The organism is Parapedobacter indicus, from assembly GCF_900113765.1.
GTDB classification, from domain to species: Bacteria; Bacteroidota; Bacteroidia; order Sphingobacteriales; family Sphingobacteriaceae; genus Parapedobacter; species Parapedobacter indicus.
Genome location: NZ_FOQO01000010.1, coordinates 41,198 through 54,960, shown reverse-complemented (window position 1 = coordinate 54,960; position 13,763 = coordinate 41,198). Strand labels below are relative to the sequence as shown.

Here is a 13,763-nt window from a genome sequence, read left to right as displayed (position 1 = left end):
TGTATGAGTCCGCGAGATTCATGACTGAATTTTCAAAGGCCGCCCTCCAGGCGGCTTTTTTTATGGGGTACTGCAGCAGGAAAAACCGGGCCATCCAAACTAATTGGGTTCTTATAGGTTTTACAATAACAAGTAAGTTTACCATAGCCAAAAAGATAAAGATTTCACCGATGAAGAATTCCTTAGTTGACCGCAGTATGTTACCTCCCTGGCGACTTGATCATGTAGCCCGACTTACCGATCGCACGGGTATTTTCCAACATGCAACCTACGGCATCCCCAACTATCATGAAGGGTATTGTCTGGATGACAATGCGCGAGCGCTGTTAATGGCATTGATGGCGTATCGAAGGATGAAAGACGAAACGGCATTGCATTACATCCCGACGTATCTGGCCTATATCCACTATGCACAGAATGAAGACGGCACCTTCCGGAATTTCATGAGCTTCGACCGTAAATTCTTAGACGACGTCGGGTCGGAGGACGCGTTTGGCCGGGCAATCTGGGCAATCGGCTATACCCTGGCTCAAGCGCCCAAAGATGCCTATTTCCGGGTGGCCCACCAGATGTTCTTCAAGGCGGTTCCCCAATTTGAGCGGTTGCAATCCATCCGCAGCATTGCTAATACCATTTTCGGATTATACCACTACCTTAAAAGCCATTCTACGGACGACGGCATGATGGAATTGACGCACCGGCTTGCGCATCGGCTTCTTCGGGAATACGAAGCACACCGCCACGACGACTGGCACTGGTTTGAATCGCTCCTGGCCTATGACAACGCGCTATTGCCGCTTGCGATGCTGCGGGCAGGCGAACTGCTGAACAACGCATTGTTCCGCCAAGTGGGGTTTGAAAGCATGGCTTTTCTTGAGAAACACACCATGAGCCGAGGTCACTTGAGTTTGGTGGGAAACGAAGGTTGGTTCAAACGGGACGGGATGATCTCCCAGTTTGACCAGCAACCCGTTGATGCCATGGCAACGGTCCTGCTATTTCTCGAAGTTTATACCAATACAGGAGATCCCCATTACCTGCGGTCGGTCCAAACCGCTTTTATGTGGTTTCTGGGCGAGAACGACCTACGGATGAGCCTTTATGACGCTGAGACCGGGGGATGCGGCGATGGACTGGAGCGAGATGGCGTAAACCGCAACCAGGGTGCAGAGAGCACGCTTGCCTACTTGATCTCGCACCTTGCTGTACAGCAAACTTTTGAAAAATCTGCCAACCATCTATTACGAAACGAAACCTGCCATGTCAACGCCTGATTCGAAAGGCGATGAAAATGCAGGTTCCATTAGGCCGCTAATGGTAGATTATTTTCTGATGAAAAAGAAGACGATGAGAATAGCGATACTAGCTCCTATAGCGTGGCGCACGCCACCTCGTAAATACGGGCCCTGGGAGCAGGTAGCGTCTACGCTCACTGAAGGATTGATCAAACGTGGATTCGATGTAACGCTATTTGCCACGGCAAACTCCCTCACCGGGGCACATCTCCGATACAGCACTCCCCGTGGATATGCGGAAGACCTAGGTTTGGATCCGAAAGTGGAGGAATGCCTGCACATCAGCCAGGTAATGGAAAGCGCACATGAGTTTGACATCATCCATAATCATTTCGACTTTCTTCCGCTTTCCTTCTCACGATTGATCCCCACTCCCATGGTGACGACAATCCATGGTTTTTCGTCGCCCAAGATCATCCCGGTTTACAGAAAATACAATGACACGTGTTCTTACGTCTCCATCAGCAATGCAGATCGGTCTCCGGAATTAACTTACCTGGCCACGGTATACAATGGCATTGATACTTCGCAGTTCGAGTACGTAGGGCACCCGAGCGACTACCTGTTATATTTTGGACGCATACATCCGGAAAAAGGGGCACACCTGGCCATTGAAGCGGCCAAGCGCTCGAGCAGGCGTCTTATCCTTGCGGGGCTCGTACAAGATGAGCGTTATTTTGAGACTGCGGTAGCACCCTACCTCGACGGCAGCCAAATCCAATATGTTGGCAATGTCGGCCCCGCGGATCGCAACCAGTTATTGGGCAATGCAACCGCATTGCTGCACCTCATCTCCTTCGAGGAGCCCTTTGGATTAAGTGTTGCGGAAGCCATGCTGTGCGGCACGCCGGTAATTGCGTTCAACCGAGGTTCCATGTCCGAATTGATCGTTCCCGGCAAAACAGGATTCCTTTCCGCCCATATAGATGAGGTCATTCCATTGCTTGACAACCTTCCGGCGATTTCCAGAAAGCACTGCACCCAATGGGCCAAAGAACGATTTTCGCAGGATGCAATGGTAGACCAATATATCCAAGTGTACAAGCAAGTGCTAGCTCATTGAGGATGGGCCACTTTTGAGCAATGCATCCAGCAATTCATTGAGATCGACCGCCGCATACGTAGAAGCGTAGTCCGACATCGCATAGGGAATAACTACCTGCCCCTCGTGGATGTAGGCACCGCAGGAATAGACCACATTGGGCACGTATCCTTCGCGTTCCTTCCGGTTAGGTGCAAGCAGGGGTTGTCTGAGCCGACCGATTTCACGCTCGGGGTTTTCCAAATCCAGCAGTGATGCCCCCAGTACATACTCCCGCATGGGGCCGACGCCGTGGGTCAGCACCAGCCACCCTGCCTTGGTTTCCAGCGGGGAGCCGCAATTGCCCATCTGCACCAATTCCCAAGGCTGACTTGGGGTTTGAATGAGTTTAGCCTCGCGCCATACATTCACTGAATCTGAATAGGCGATGTAATTATTTACGCCATCGATCCGGCATAGCATTGCATACTTGCCGTTTATTTTCCGGGGAAACAACGCCATGCCTTTGTTTTGTGCGATGTAACCATGCAGCGGCATCACTTTAAAGTGCCGGAAATCCTTGGTCATTAACAATTTGGGAAGAATGGATATCCCGTCGTAAGCGGTGTAGGTTGCGTAATACGTAACCGCTCCCTTGTCTCCAATAAACCGGACAAACCGGGCATCCTCTATTCCATTCTTTTCTGTGTCGGCAATCGGAAAGATAACGCGTTCACATACCGAAGTATCGGCCGAGAAGGTCATTTCATAATGGGAAGAGGCCAGCCAACGGACTTCTTGCAGGAATGCGAGGTTTTCCTGCCGGGGTTCCAATTTTACCTGCACCTCCTTCAGCGCCTGCTTCAGCTCTTCATAGGTAAATGTGTCATGAAGTTGATCGCTGATGATCTCGTACGCTTCGTCATTTCGATATCCACTGTCGCTCCACATTTCCCTCAGTTTACGAAGGAAGGCTTTTTTATGGTACGTATGGTTTTTTACGTGCTCCGGTACTTCCAGCATCTTGCCGGGAGGTTCAACATCGATATCCATGTTATTTTCCAACACACCCTGCCTAAAAACAATGGATGAAATATGCCCTTCGCCAGTTGCCCGGAAACTGATGATGATACGCTTCTGACCGCGCGCAAGCGAAGTCTGATCGGGGTGTTCAATGATGGAAGGATTGAAAAACGCAGCCGCTTCTATGGAATATTCCATGGTGAAATACGCCCCGATCAGCTGTTTCGAATGGTCCGGCAATCGGCCATAGTCGATTTCCATCAATTCCAGGATGGGCAGCAGACGCTTGAAATGATTGGCGAATATCCTTTGAATACTCCGATGGCGCTTTGAAAATTTACGCAATACCTGACCAAGTATTTCCCGCTGCTGGCTATCCGGAAGCTCCATTACCGCCATGATTAACCGCTTTGCGCGTTCCTCGCCTGCAAATAAAAACCGTGTAATAACCCGGCTGGAATCCGGTTCAAATATCTTCTCTTTTCTGATTACTGATACTGGCATGTATTTCAACTGTTGGCTCTGCTTCCACTGGGCAAAAAACGGATTTTTATCAGAAAAAATAGCACAAAAGCCAAGTTTTTTTTAGACATTCGGTGATTAGGCATCTGGCCCACCTGCGTTTGGCCCGATTAACGTTGACTGACAATGATTCAATTATTGGCTTCTAAAGAACAAAACGGCTTCGACTGGGTAGACTTATCTGCTCCTACCGACGATGAAATTCGGGAAGTCGCTGGAAAATACACATTGCATGAAGCATCCATCAAAGATTGCATGCAACCCGACCACCTGCCCAAGTATGAGTTGTTTGATAATTATACATTCGTTATTTTCCGCGTATTCAGCCCCAACCACGTACACGAGGCGGATACCATACAGGAGCTGACCAATAAAATTTCTATCTTCTTTAACACCGATTACATCGTCACCGTCCACCGTGCAGAAGGCAACCTTATTGACTTGATCAAAACCAAACGAATCGATACCGGCAAATGCAACAACACCATGTGTCTGCTCAATTCTATGATCCGGGAATCAATCCTCACGTTTGAAAAGCCGGGGTTCAAACTATCCGAGTCGCTGGACTACTATGAAGAACGGGTTTTTCTACGCCAACGAACCTCTCCAATACTCCGTGGCCTATACTTTGTAAAACGGAAAATCGACGTGATTCGCCGGGTGATGCTGCTTTCTTACGAAATCGTCGACAACATCGACTCGGAAGAGCAGAGTGATGTGTACACACGCGATCTTCGCGACCTTTACGTACGTACACAGACTTTTTTTGACAATCTATCGGAGAATACTGCTCAACTACTATCGGTCTATTTTTCACTCGCCTCGCAGCGTACGAATGAAATCATGCGTATACTGACCATTTTTTCAGTATTCTTCATGCCATTAACCTTCGTTGTTGGCGTTTATGGAATGAATTTCAGGCATATGCCTGAACTTGCCTGGTATTACGGTTATCCTGCTGTCATGCTGCTTATGGTGGGTCTCTCCATTGGAATCTATTTTTGGTTTAAGCGAAAGGGTTGGTTGTGAGGTTTTTTGGTACCGTGGTAACGAACTCTTTCAGGTAGTAAGGTTCAAAGTAAGCTACATCCACGAATTCGCCTGCCAAGAAAGCTTGATAGGCTTTGTGGCTTAAGAATCTTGCGGAATTCAGAAAACCGGTCACTACATGTACCTCATCGTTATCGGAGAACAATCCTTTCAATTTATCTGCACCACTGCCAAATAAGACAATCTTCCGATCAGTTTCTTCTGTGCTAAAGGATTGCGCGTCGATGACGACGGCAGAAACCGGCATAACCGGCTGCAATGTTTGATCATAGATGGCCAGATACACTTCCATGCGGCGGGCATCGATCATTGGGTACAGACGGGCATATCCCGCGCATACCCCGGGATAAAGCTCCTTAAATCCTGCTACCATGCCTTCTAAGGTATCCACGCCGATAAGCGGCAAATCTGTGGCATAACACAATCCCTTGGCCGTTGAAACGCCGATCCGCAATCCCGTATACGATCCTGGACCTTTACTAACAGCTACGCCTGCGAGGTCCTTGAATCCCAGGCCCGTCTCTTCGAGCAATTCACTTATCAGTAAAGTGAGGCGTGAGGCGTGTATATTGGGCTCGTTGACATCCCGGAATGCTATCGTTTCTCCGTTGGTGGATAACGCTACGGAACATACTGGGGTGGCCGTTTCGATCTGAAGGATATGATGGTTGGACATAGCTAAGTGCGAAGGTAACGAATTTTGCGGAGTTAAGGAACGGGGTCGTGCCCGTGTCCGCCCCAGGGGTGACAGCGGGCTATGCGTTTGACGGCAAGCCATCCGCCTTTAAAGGGGCCATATTTGCGGATAGCTTCCACAGCGTATTGCGAACACGTAGGTGTATACCGGCAGGATGCGCCGAGCATGGGCGATACTAATAACTGATATGCCCTGATCAACAGCAGAAAAATACCACCCACTGCTGGCCGGATCAGTTTTTTCCATGCAAATCGTAGCGGGTTCATTGCGTCTCTTCCCCCAATCTTTTCAACACGTCGGCCATCCGCTTACACATAATTGCATAATCAAGCACTTCCTTTCCCACGTATTGTATGGCTAGCAGTAATCCGAAAGACCGATTTTCAAGGGCCGGATACAGCTGCTCATTTTTCTGAACGCGATAAGCCTCCCGCATGCGTCGTTTCAGCAGGTTTCGATGCACTGCATGACGGAACCTGCGCTTGGATACCGAGAGCAATACCTGGACAGCAGGTTGCAGCTCGTCCACGCGGAGAAAAATGATCCGATAAGGATAAATGAAAAAAGAAGAACCTTTGTGGAAAAGGCTATTGATCAACCTCTTACTGCACAATCGTTCTTCTTTTGAAAATGTATTCTTTTTCATCATCGATGACCCATCCGAAACCGGTTGATGGCTCCGGACGCAAGCAGTCACCGGCAATAGCGAAATTAGGCTTTGTGACGACTTTCGTCCGATACGGTTAGACGTTTGCGGCCTTTCGCCCGTCTTGCGGCCAGCACACGGCGGCCATTTGCGGTGCTCATGCGCTCCCTGAACCCATGCTTATTCTTTCTTTTCCGTAGCGATGGCTGAAATGTTCTCTTCATGACGCTTAATATCTTTAGTAATAACTCTCGAAAATGAGAGCGCAAATGTACGGGTTAATCAGATAAATATCAAATTTATCGCTGATATTTTTTCAAAGGGAGCTAAGCGTTTGAAAAGCTGTATATTCGCAGTATGACCAGATCAATGTTCTGCTGCGTGATTAGCTTATTGCCTTTAACGGTACTTTCTTTTCAAGTGGACAGTTCGTTATATCGCATTTACGACACCCATACGCAACAAGAAATCACGTTACCGCAATTGGCGGATGCACTGCAGGCTACGGATGTTGTGTTTTTTGGTGAAGAACATAACGATTCCGTGGCCCATCTACTGGAATACGAACTGCTGAAAGCGATGGATGAGCGCTACGACGGAATAGCGCTTTCGATGGAAATGTTTGTCAGCGATGACCAACTGGTATTGGATGAGTACTTGTCGAATATCATCACCGAGCGTAACCTTTCGAAAGATGCCGTGTTGTGGAATAACTATAAAGACTACCGCCCGATGGTCGAATATGCCAAGGCACAGGGCATACCTGTATTGGCCGCAAATGCGCCAAGCCGTTATACCAACCGGGTAACCCGCGAAGGGCTCGAAAGTCTCAGCGTGCTGGATAAATCTGCCAGGTTGTTGCTTGCCCCGCTTCCGATAGACACGCTGTCGGGGGCCTATTTCGAGAAATTCGCACGCCTGATGGGTGGTCATGAAGGGATGGGAAACCTAAAAATATACCAAAGCCAAAATCTATGGGATGCGACCATGGCCTATCGGATCAGCAAACTGGCAAAAAAGAAAGCTGTCAAAAAAATTCTTCATATAAACGGACGGTTTCACAGCGATGAGCAACTCGGAACGGTTGCCCATTTACGTAACTACCTCCGGCGAAAGGTTGTAGCCAATATTTCCTGTTTCCCACATGAATCCTTTGCGCATCCAGATTGGTCTGCTTTCAGTAACCTAGCACGATTTATCATTCTCACCGACCCTGACGCAACCAAAACATTTTACTAAAAAAGGCGCCTTGCGGCGCCGTATGGTGTTCATTACTGTTTTGTTCTGAGTAGGTCCCTGATTTCCGTCAGCAACACTTCCTCATTGGAAGGTGCCGGTGGTGCAGCTGGAACTTCTTCCTCTTTGCGCTTAAGTGCATTGATCCCTTTAATCACCAAGAAAATACAAAAGGCGACAATGATAAACTGGATCACAACGTTGATGAAATTACCGTAAGTTATTGCTACCTCGGCCGTACCACTAGCCTCATTTCCGGGCTGAATAACATACCGCATCTGCGAGAAATCGATCCCTCCGGTCAGATATCCGATAGGAGGCATGATGATGTCATCTACCAATGAGGTAACGATTTTGCCGAAGGCTCCGCCGATGACCACACCCACGGCGAGATCGACCACGCTTCCACGCATGGCAAATTCCTTAAACTCCTTTAAAAATCCCATAAACAATAAGGTTAATTTGTTAATTAATTATTTTCTCAACCCGAAGGTGGACATTTTTGGCGTTTAATCAAATTTTTTTTCAAATTAACCGTTTAGAACATATTTTTATTACCAGCCCGCTAAATTTAACCTAAAAGGTTAATACAAATATATTTTACCCTATATTTGCAACAATGTGAATGGTTACATTCACTGCTTATGAATAACCAAGCGCTACAGATATGGGTGGTGCCATCTAAGACAAACATTACTTGCACATGACAGAGATACTGATAGCAGATGATCACGGCATCGTTAGGCTGGGCACATCAATCGTCGTAAAAGAGGCGTTGCCGCTAGCCAAGGTAACCCAGGCCGAAGATTTCGACGAAATGATCAATTTGTTATCGGAACGGCAATATGACCTATTGCTCCTTGACATTAACATGCCGGGCGGCAATAATATCAAAATGGTCGAGAAAGTATTAATGGTGCAGCCCAACATTAAAATATTGGTATTTTCCTCGTATGACGAAACGCTCTATGCACTTCGATACCTACAAGCCGGCGCTGCCGGTTACCTGAACAAAAACACGTCAAAGGCGGACCTGAAAGACGCCATACTTGCGGTGATCCAACGGGGCAAATACATGAGTCCGGAGGTTAGGGAATTGTATTACAATACCCTCACGATGGGTAAATCTGTCTTGAAAGCGGACAATCCGTTGAATAAGCTTTCCAACCGGGAAGTTGATGTGGCCAAATACCTCGTACAGGGCATGGGCATCATGGAAGTATCCAAGGCACTGAATCTCAGTACTTCCACCGTAAGCACGTATAAAACGCGGATTTTCGAAAAATTACAGGTAGACAATATTGCTGAACTGATCGAAACATTCCGGCTGCATTCCGGTGTTTAATCTATGAGAGCCTGTCGATGGTCATTACTGGCACATCGGATAGCTTGGGCTGAGACAATGGGCTGGAAGCGCGATATTGATATCCTTTTTCGGTATCCATATCCCACAGCATAGGTGCTAAAAATGTTTTGGCTGCTTGGAACCCCTGTATGGTGGCTGCCAAATTGCCTGTGTCTTTTGAATTTCCCGCCTCGTTCTCGATTTCATACGGACCGGTAAACCCGCTACTGGAAAGCAGCTCGACAAATGCCCGCCAATCCATGCTATCCGACCCTCCAAATCCTGGCAACATGGCTTCGTAATGATGGCGGTCCCAATCATTTTTTGGCACATCGACACCTGCCTTTTCAGCCAGATCCGCGTCTACAGACTGCATGGGATACATCCCGCCCCAATCGATACGTGCCCGGGTTTTGAGATTACGTGTGGCTTTCACATGAATGCGTTGGATACGTGAGATATCGCTCTGCGCAACCACATCCACCGGATCAGTGTGCTGCCAAACGTCGTGCGAAGGGTCATAGATTTCGCCATGTGCTTTACTAGGAATAAGCGCATACATGAGCTTGCGAGCTGCCAGCACGCCCGGCAGATTGTTGTACGTAGTGGTAAACGAGGCAGGGCGCCATCCTTCCATGGGGCAGTTTTCATACAATACGGTCACCCCAAGGTCTTCGGCATAGGAAATAATGGGTGTAAAAATTCGTTGATATTCATCCAGGTTCTTCTGGAATCCTCCATCTTCTGCGCCTAGCTCGTGATTATACCCGACAAACGTCCCTACTTTCACGTCATTGGCGTCACCGCCCAGTAAATGAGCAATCCGGATCAGTTTCAGCAAATGATTCTGGTTCTTGATACGCTCAGCAGGATCGCCGCCGATGAGGTTTTCGAAAGAACCTACCGATAACCGTAAGCCCGCCGTATTGAAATCATCGATGAGCTTCTTTGCGGTATCCGACGTAAAGTAATCATAATCCAAATGTGTAGCGATATGATCCTGCCGGGTCCCGTCGCGGCGGAAAACGCATAAGTCGATGCCTTGAGCACCAATAGCTTGTGTTGCCTCGATCAGTTCAGGCAATCCGAGCTTATCGAACGCTGAACTCATTACCCATATCGGATTGTTTCGTTTGCTGGTCATCGTATACATCTTTGCAGCGATAATACAAAAAATAGAAGAAATGGTAAAGGAGACGATAACAAAAAAAAGCCCCGGGGTTACCAGGGCTCAATAAGACTTTGACGTATCGTCAATGATTATGCTTATTTTGCGTTCTTTGCGTCTTGTATCTCCAAACGGATTGCCTGTGCCAGGTTCTTCACGTCCTGCAGACCTTTTCTTACCCGGGTACCGGCAGCGTTGTTGCCTTTGTTGAAGAATTTGTCAGCATCTCCGTCTAACCCCTCGATTAAGCTTTTAAGCTCATTGAATTTTTGAATACTTGCCATAATAAATACTCCTTTAGTTTTAAATTTAATTAAGTTAATAATCTACAGCGCGTTAAAAGTAGAATCTTTTTTCGGAAAAAAAAACAAAAAAACGCGCAGAACAGGCTTTAAATGCACTTTTTTTTCCACAATCAACATAACACACGCTGAATACAACCGTCTTCTAAGCAACTATCACACTGAAAATCAAGTAGATAATACAAAAATAGCTCCACAAAAACAAAAAAGGCCAAAAAGCTTAAAATAATCGCTTATTGGCCTTTTTTATAAAAATATACTCAATTTCATTCCGATTGTAAAGAAACCGCTTGTCTATAATAGCCTGCATTCAGCTTCTCGCTAATGGCTGTAAAGGCATCCAGGGTATAAGCAACATCTTCCTCTGTATGGACGGCCGTAGGTATAAGCCTCAGTTCAATAAGTCCTTTGGGTATCACTGGATACACAACGATGGAACAAAATACACCGTGTGTTTCCCTCAGATCGCGTGTCAAGGCCGTAGCTTCATTAAGATCGCCTTTAAGGAATACAGGTGTCACCATGGTGTTTGTTGCTCCGATATCAAATCCTCGTTCGCGCAAGCCACTTTGCAAAGCCAGGGCTATATTCCACAGTTTCCCCCTTAGCTCGGGACTGCTTTTCAATAACTCAAATCGCTTTTTCAATCCAATCACCATCGGCATGGGCAACGACTTAGCAAATGTCTGTGAGCGCATGTTATACCTTAAGTAGGTAACTACTTCGCGGGTAGAAGCTACAAAAGCACCGATTCCAGCCATTGACTTGGCAAATGTTCCGAAATAAATATCTACATCCGCGATACAGTCTTGAGCTTCGTGAGTGCCGGCCCCTGTAGGCCCCATCGTACCAAACCCATGCGCATCGTCTACCAACATACGGAATCCGTATTGCTTTTTCAGTGCTGCAATTTTCTTTAGATGCCCCTGTGCACCGGACATCCCGAAAACACCTTCGGTGATCAGCAAAACCGATCCGCCACTGGCACTGGCTAATTTGCTGGCCCTGGCCAGTTGCTTTTCACAGCTTTCGAGGTCGTTGTGTCTATAGACAAACCGTTTCCCCAGATGCAACCGGACACCGTCTACAATACATGCGTGCGACTCTGCATCGTAAACCACCACATCGTTACGGTCTAACAGCGCATCGATGATAGATACCATCCCCTGATAACCATAATTAAGCAAAAACGCGTCTTCTTTACCGACAAAAGTGGCCAAATCCTGCTCAAGCTCTTCGTGATGCAAGCTATTTCCAGACATCATCCGGGCTCCCATGGGGTACGCCAATCCGAAATCCGCTGCCGCTTGGGCATCTACTTCCCTTATTTCTGGATGATTCGCCAGCCCCAGATAGTTGTTCAAGCTCCAGATCAGGTGTTCCCTTCCATTGAATAGCATGCGAGGCCCTATTTCTCCTTCCAGTTTTGGAAACGAAAAATAGCCATGTGACCATTCATAATGTTGACCGATCGGTCCGAAATTTTTCGTGATTTTATCAAATAAGTCCAAGCGTGTTTTAATATTAATTGTAAAAAAAATCGTTGCAAAGATAAACTTTAAATCAACTGTTACCAACACACGGCGCCCCTACTATCGCCTTGCACCTGGGTTGTTTACATAAAATTTACACAAAATATATCTTTTTAAAACTAAAAAACTGTTTGGTGTGCAATTCTACCGAATCTCTACCAAACAGTTATGTTGACGAATAGGTAACAGGGATACCTAATCTACATTATCATGCAAAAAAGAATTGTTTGGCCGAATTTCTGTGATGCCCTCATCGGTGGACAACGTAAATCTCGAAACCTGCGACTCTGAAGAATGGGGCACATCGTCCAATGCCATTTGCTTTCGTCGATAAGCGGGTTCGGTTTCCAATTCCTGGAGACCGTTTGCCGACTTCAACTTCATGCTCAATTCCTTCAGGCGCAAAATACGTTCTTTGGTTTTTAACAATTCCTTTTCTACGTAGTCGGGGGTCTTGTGCTCATCAGCTTTGTAGGCGGACACCGCCGGATCTGGAATTGCAGCAGGAGGATCGTTATCGACCGATACATCGTCAATTTCGGGCACCTGATCGTCGGACACCGAAGGAAGTTCAAAATGGAAAGCCGATGGCGTAGTTTTCACTTCGTAGCCGTCGTCTGTCTCTTTTTCTTCGATTTGCGGCTCTTGGGGTGCTAACGTATGGCGGATAATTCCATCTTTATCCGGAGTACTATTACGCAATTGGGGCTTTGACACCGGGTTGTTGAATAAATCGACTTGCTGCGCAGCAGGTTGCGACTTATTGCGTTCTGTCTCTTCCGGTTTGATCAACGGCGCGCTGCTCGTGTCTGCCTCTGCGGCTTCCTTCTGAACAAACCGATTGATGGGCTTTACGTAAGGTGTTTTTGATTCCTCAGGGGTGAGCGGAATCTCAATACGCTCATTTGCCTTTTCTTTTATCCGTTCTTCCGATGTTTGGAAACCGGTCGCAATGATGGTTACCGACAATTCGTTTTCGAGTGACTCATTGATACAATTACCCCAGATTAAATCTGCTGATAGACCTGCTTTATCTTGAATGTAATCTGTAATAATCGTTACTTCATCCATGGTCACTTCTTGCTTGCCCGAAGTGATATTAAGCAGAATATAACGCGCTCCTTCGATCTCATTATCCTTTAGCAACGGTGATGCCAGTGCTCCTTCTACCGCCCGTAGTGCCCGTTGGTCGCCTTCGGCAACCGCATTGCCCATAATAGCTACACCACTGTCATTCATTACCGTCCGCACGTCTTTAAAATCCACATTTACATAACCGGGAATGGTAATGATCTCGGCGATGCCTTTTGCAGCGGTGGTAAGGATATCGTCTGCCATCGCGAACGCAGCCGTCATGGTGAGGTTACCAAAAATGTCACGAAGTCTGTCGTTAGAGATAACGAGGTATGAATCCACATATTTCCTCAGTTCTCCCAACCCTTCTTCCGCTTGAACACGTCTTCTTTTACCTTCAAAAGCAAATGGGGTGGTCACTATTGCTACGGTAAGAATACCCAGCTCCCTGGCCGCCTTTGCAAGTACGGGACTTGCGCCAGTACCGGTCCCACCTCCCATTCCAGCAGTGATAAACAGCATTTTGGTATTCGAGCCCAACATACGTTTGATGTCTTCGATGCTCTCAATTGCTGAGTTTTCTCCTACTGTAGGGTCAGCTCCGGCTCCCATTCCCTCGGTAAGGCTGGCTCCCAACTGTACCTTGTTCGGAATGGGACTCAATTCAAGTGCTTGCGCGTCTGTATTGCAAACAATAAAGTCGACTCCGCTGATTCCTTGTTTATACATGTGGTTGACTGCATTACCACCGCCCCCACCAACGCCAATTACCTTAATAATTGCCGATTGTTCCTTTAACATTTCAAACTTAAAAGACATAACTCAATCGTATTTTGCTCGAATAGAGCGTGA

The 13,763-nt window shown here is 47.1% G+C and carries 15 protein-coding genes; 5 read left to right on the top strand and 10 right to left on the bottom strand.

Annotated features, from left to right (window positions below; genetic code table 11):
- Positions 1–170 precede the first annotated feature (170 nt).
- Both BMZ56_RS19195 and BMZ56_RS19190 read left to right on the top strand, forming a co-directional pair.
- A complete protein-coding gene (locus tag BMZ56_RS19195; protein ID WP_143072974.1) occupies positions 171–1,274 on the top strand; it encodes a hypothetical protein in 1,104 nt (367 codons plus the stop codon).
- Complete coding sequence (locus BMZ56_RS19190) at positions 1,261–2,358, top strand: glycosyltransferase family 4 protein (protein WP_245893314.1); 1,098 nt, start codon at positions 1,261–1,263, stop codon at positions 2,356–2,358. Before BMZ56_RS19195 ends, BMZ56_RS19190 begins: the two co-directional genes overlap by 14 nt.
- On the opposite strand, the gene BMZ56_RS19185 is transcribed toward BMZ56_RS19190, so the two are convergent.
- Positions 2,347–3,843: a glycoside hydrolase family 130 protein gene (locus BMZ56_RS19185; protein WP_090629479.1), complete on the bottom strand. Its 1,497-nt coding sequence runs from the start codon at positions 3,841–3,843 to the stop codon at positions 2,347–2,349. The two genes, BMZ56_RS19190 and BMZ56_RS19185, sit on opposite strands and share 12 nt — an antisense overlap.
- A gap of 144 nt (positions 3,844–3,987) precedes the next feature.
- On the opposite strand from BMZ56_RS19185, the gene BMZ56_RS19180 reads away from it, so the two are divergent.
- Entirely contained in the window at positions 3,988–4,890 is a 903-nt protein-coding gene (locus BMZ56_RS19180; protein ID WP_090629477.1) for a magnesium transporter CorA family protein, read from the top strand.
- Here the strand turns inward: BMZ56_RS19180 and tsaB are convergent.
- From tsaB to rpmH, 4 genes are all read right to left on the bottom strand, one after another.
- Entirely contained in the window at positions 4,868–5,587 is a 720-nt protein-coding gene (gene tsaB, locus BMZ56_RS19175) for a tRNA (adenosine(37)-N6)-threonylcarbamoyltransferase complex dimerization subunit type 1 TsaB (RefSeq protein WP_090629474.1), read from the bottom strand. The two genes, BMZ56_RS19180 and tsaB, sit on opposite strands and share 23 nt — an antisense overlap.
- A gap of 32 nt (positions 5,588–5,619) precedes the next feature.
- Complete coding sequence (gene yidD / locus BMZ56_RS19170) at positions 5,620–5,874, bottom strand: membrane protein insertion efficiency factor YidD (RefSeq protein ID WP_090629473.1); 255 nt, start codon at positions 5,872–5,874, stop codon at positions 5,620–5,622.
- Positions 5,871–6,257 carry a ribonuclease P protein component gene (locus BMZ56_RS19165; protein WP_245893316.1) on the bottom strand — a complete coding sequence of 129 codons (387 nt, stop codon included), beginning with the start codon at positions 6,255–6,257 and terminating at the stop codon, positions 5,871–5,873. The genes yidD and BMZ56_RS19165 overlap by 4 nt, the downstream gene beginning before the upstream one ends.
- Before the next feature lie 62 nt (positions 6,258–6,319).
- Positions 6,320–6,478, bottom strand: coding sequence for a 50S ribosomal protein L34 (gene rpmH / locus BMZ56_RS19160; protein WP_090629470.1), 159 nt, complete (start codon positions 6,476–6,478; stop codon positions 6,320–6,322).
- A gap of 133 nt (positions 6,479–6,611) precedes the next feature.
- On the opposite strand from rpmH, the gene BMZ56_RS19155 reads away from it, so the two are divergent.
- Positions 6,612–7,493 carry a ChaN family lipoprotein gene (locus BMZ56_RS19155; protein ID WP_090629467.1) on the top strand — a complete coding sequence of 294 codons (882 nt, stop codon included), beginning with the start codon at positions 6,612–6,614 and terminating at the stop codon, positions 7,491–7,493.
- A gap of 32 nt (positions 7,494–7,525) precedes the next feature.
- Here the strand turns inward: BMZ56_RS19155 and mscL are convergent, their stop codons facing one another.
- Positions 7,526–7,936, bottom strand: coding sequence for a large-conductance mechanosensitive channel protein MscL (gene mscL, locus BMZ56_RS19150; RefSeq protein ID WP_090629465.1), 411 nt, complete (start codon positions 7,934–7,936; stop codon positions 7,526–7,528).
- A 257-nt stretch (positions 7,937–8,193) separates the two neighbouring features.
- On the opposite strand from mscL, the gene BMZ56_RS19145 reads away from it, so the two are divergent.
- On the top strand, positions 8,194–8,835 hold the full coding sequence (locus tag BMZ56_RS19145) for a response regulator transcription factor (RefSeq protein WP_090629462.1): 642 nt from the start codon (positions 8,194–8,196) through the stop codon (positions 8,833–8,835).
- A 1-nt stretch (position 8,836) separates the two neighbouring features.
- Here BMZ56_RS19145 and BMZ56_RS19140 read toward each other — a convergent pair whose 3' ends face one another.
- The 4 genes from BMZ56_RS19140 to ftsZ form a co-directional block, all read right to left on the bottom strand.
- Entirely contained in the window at positions 8,837–9,979 is a 1,143-nt protein-coding gene (locus BMZ56_RS19140; protein ID WP_090629925.1) for a sugar phosphate isomerase/epimerase family protein, read from the bottom strand.
- A gap of 122 nt (positions 9,980–10,101) precedes the next feature.
- The gene (locus BMZ56_RS19135; RefSeq protein WP_090629460.1) at positions 10,102–10,287 is read right to left on the bottom strand and encodes a BF3379 family histone-like protein; all 186 of its coding nucleotides are present in this window, start codon (positions 10,285–10,287) and stop codon (positions 10,102–10,104) included.
- A 284-nt stretch (positions 10,288–10,571) separates the two neighbouring features.
- Complete coding sequence (locus BMZ56_RS19130; RefSeq protein ID WP_090629922.1) at positions 10,572–11,816, bottom strand: aminotransferase class I/II-fold pyridoxal phosphate-dependent enzyme; 1,245 nt, start codon at positions 11,814–11,816, stop codon at positions 10,572–10,574.
- Between the two features lie 216 nt (positions 11,817–12,032).
- Positions 12,033–13,730 carry a cell division protein FtsZ gene (ftsZ, locus tag BMZ56_RS19125; protein ID WP_090629457.1) on the bottom strand — a complete coding sequence of 566 codons (1,698 nt, stop codon included), beginning with the start codon at positions 13,728–13,730 and terminating at the stop codon, positions 12,033–12,035.
- Between the last annotated feature and the right edge of the window lie 33 nt (positions 13,731–13,763).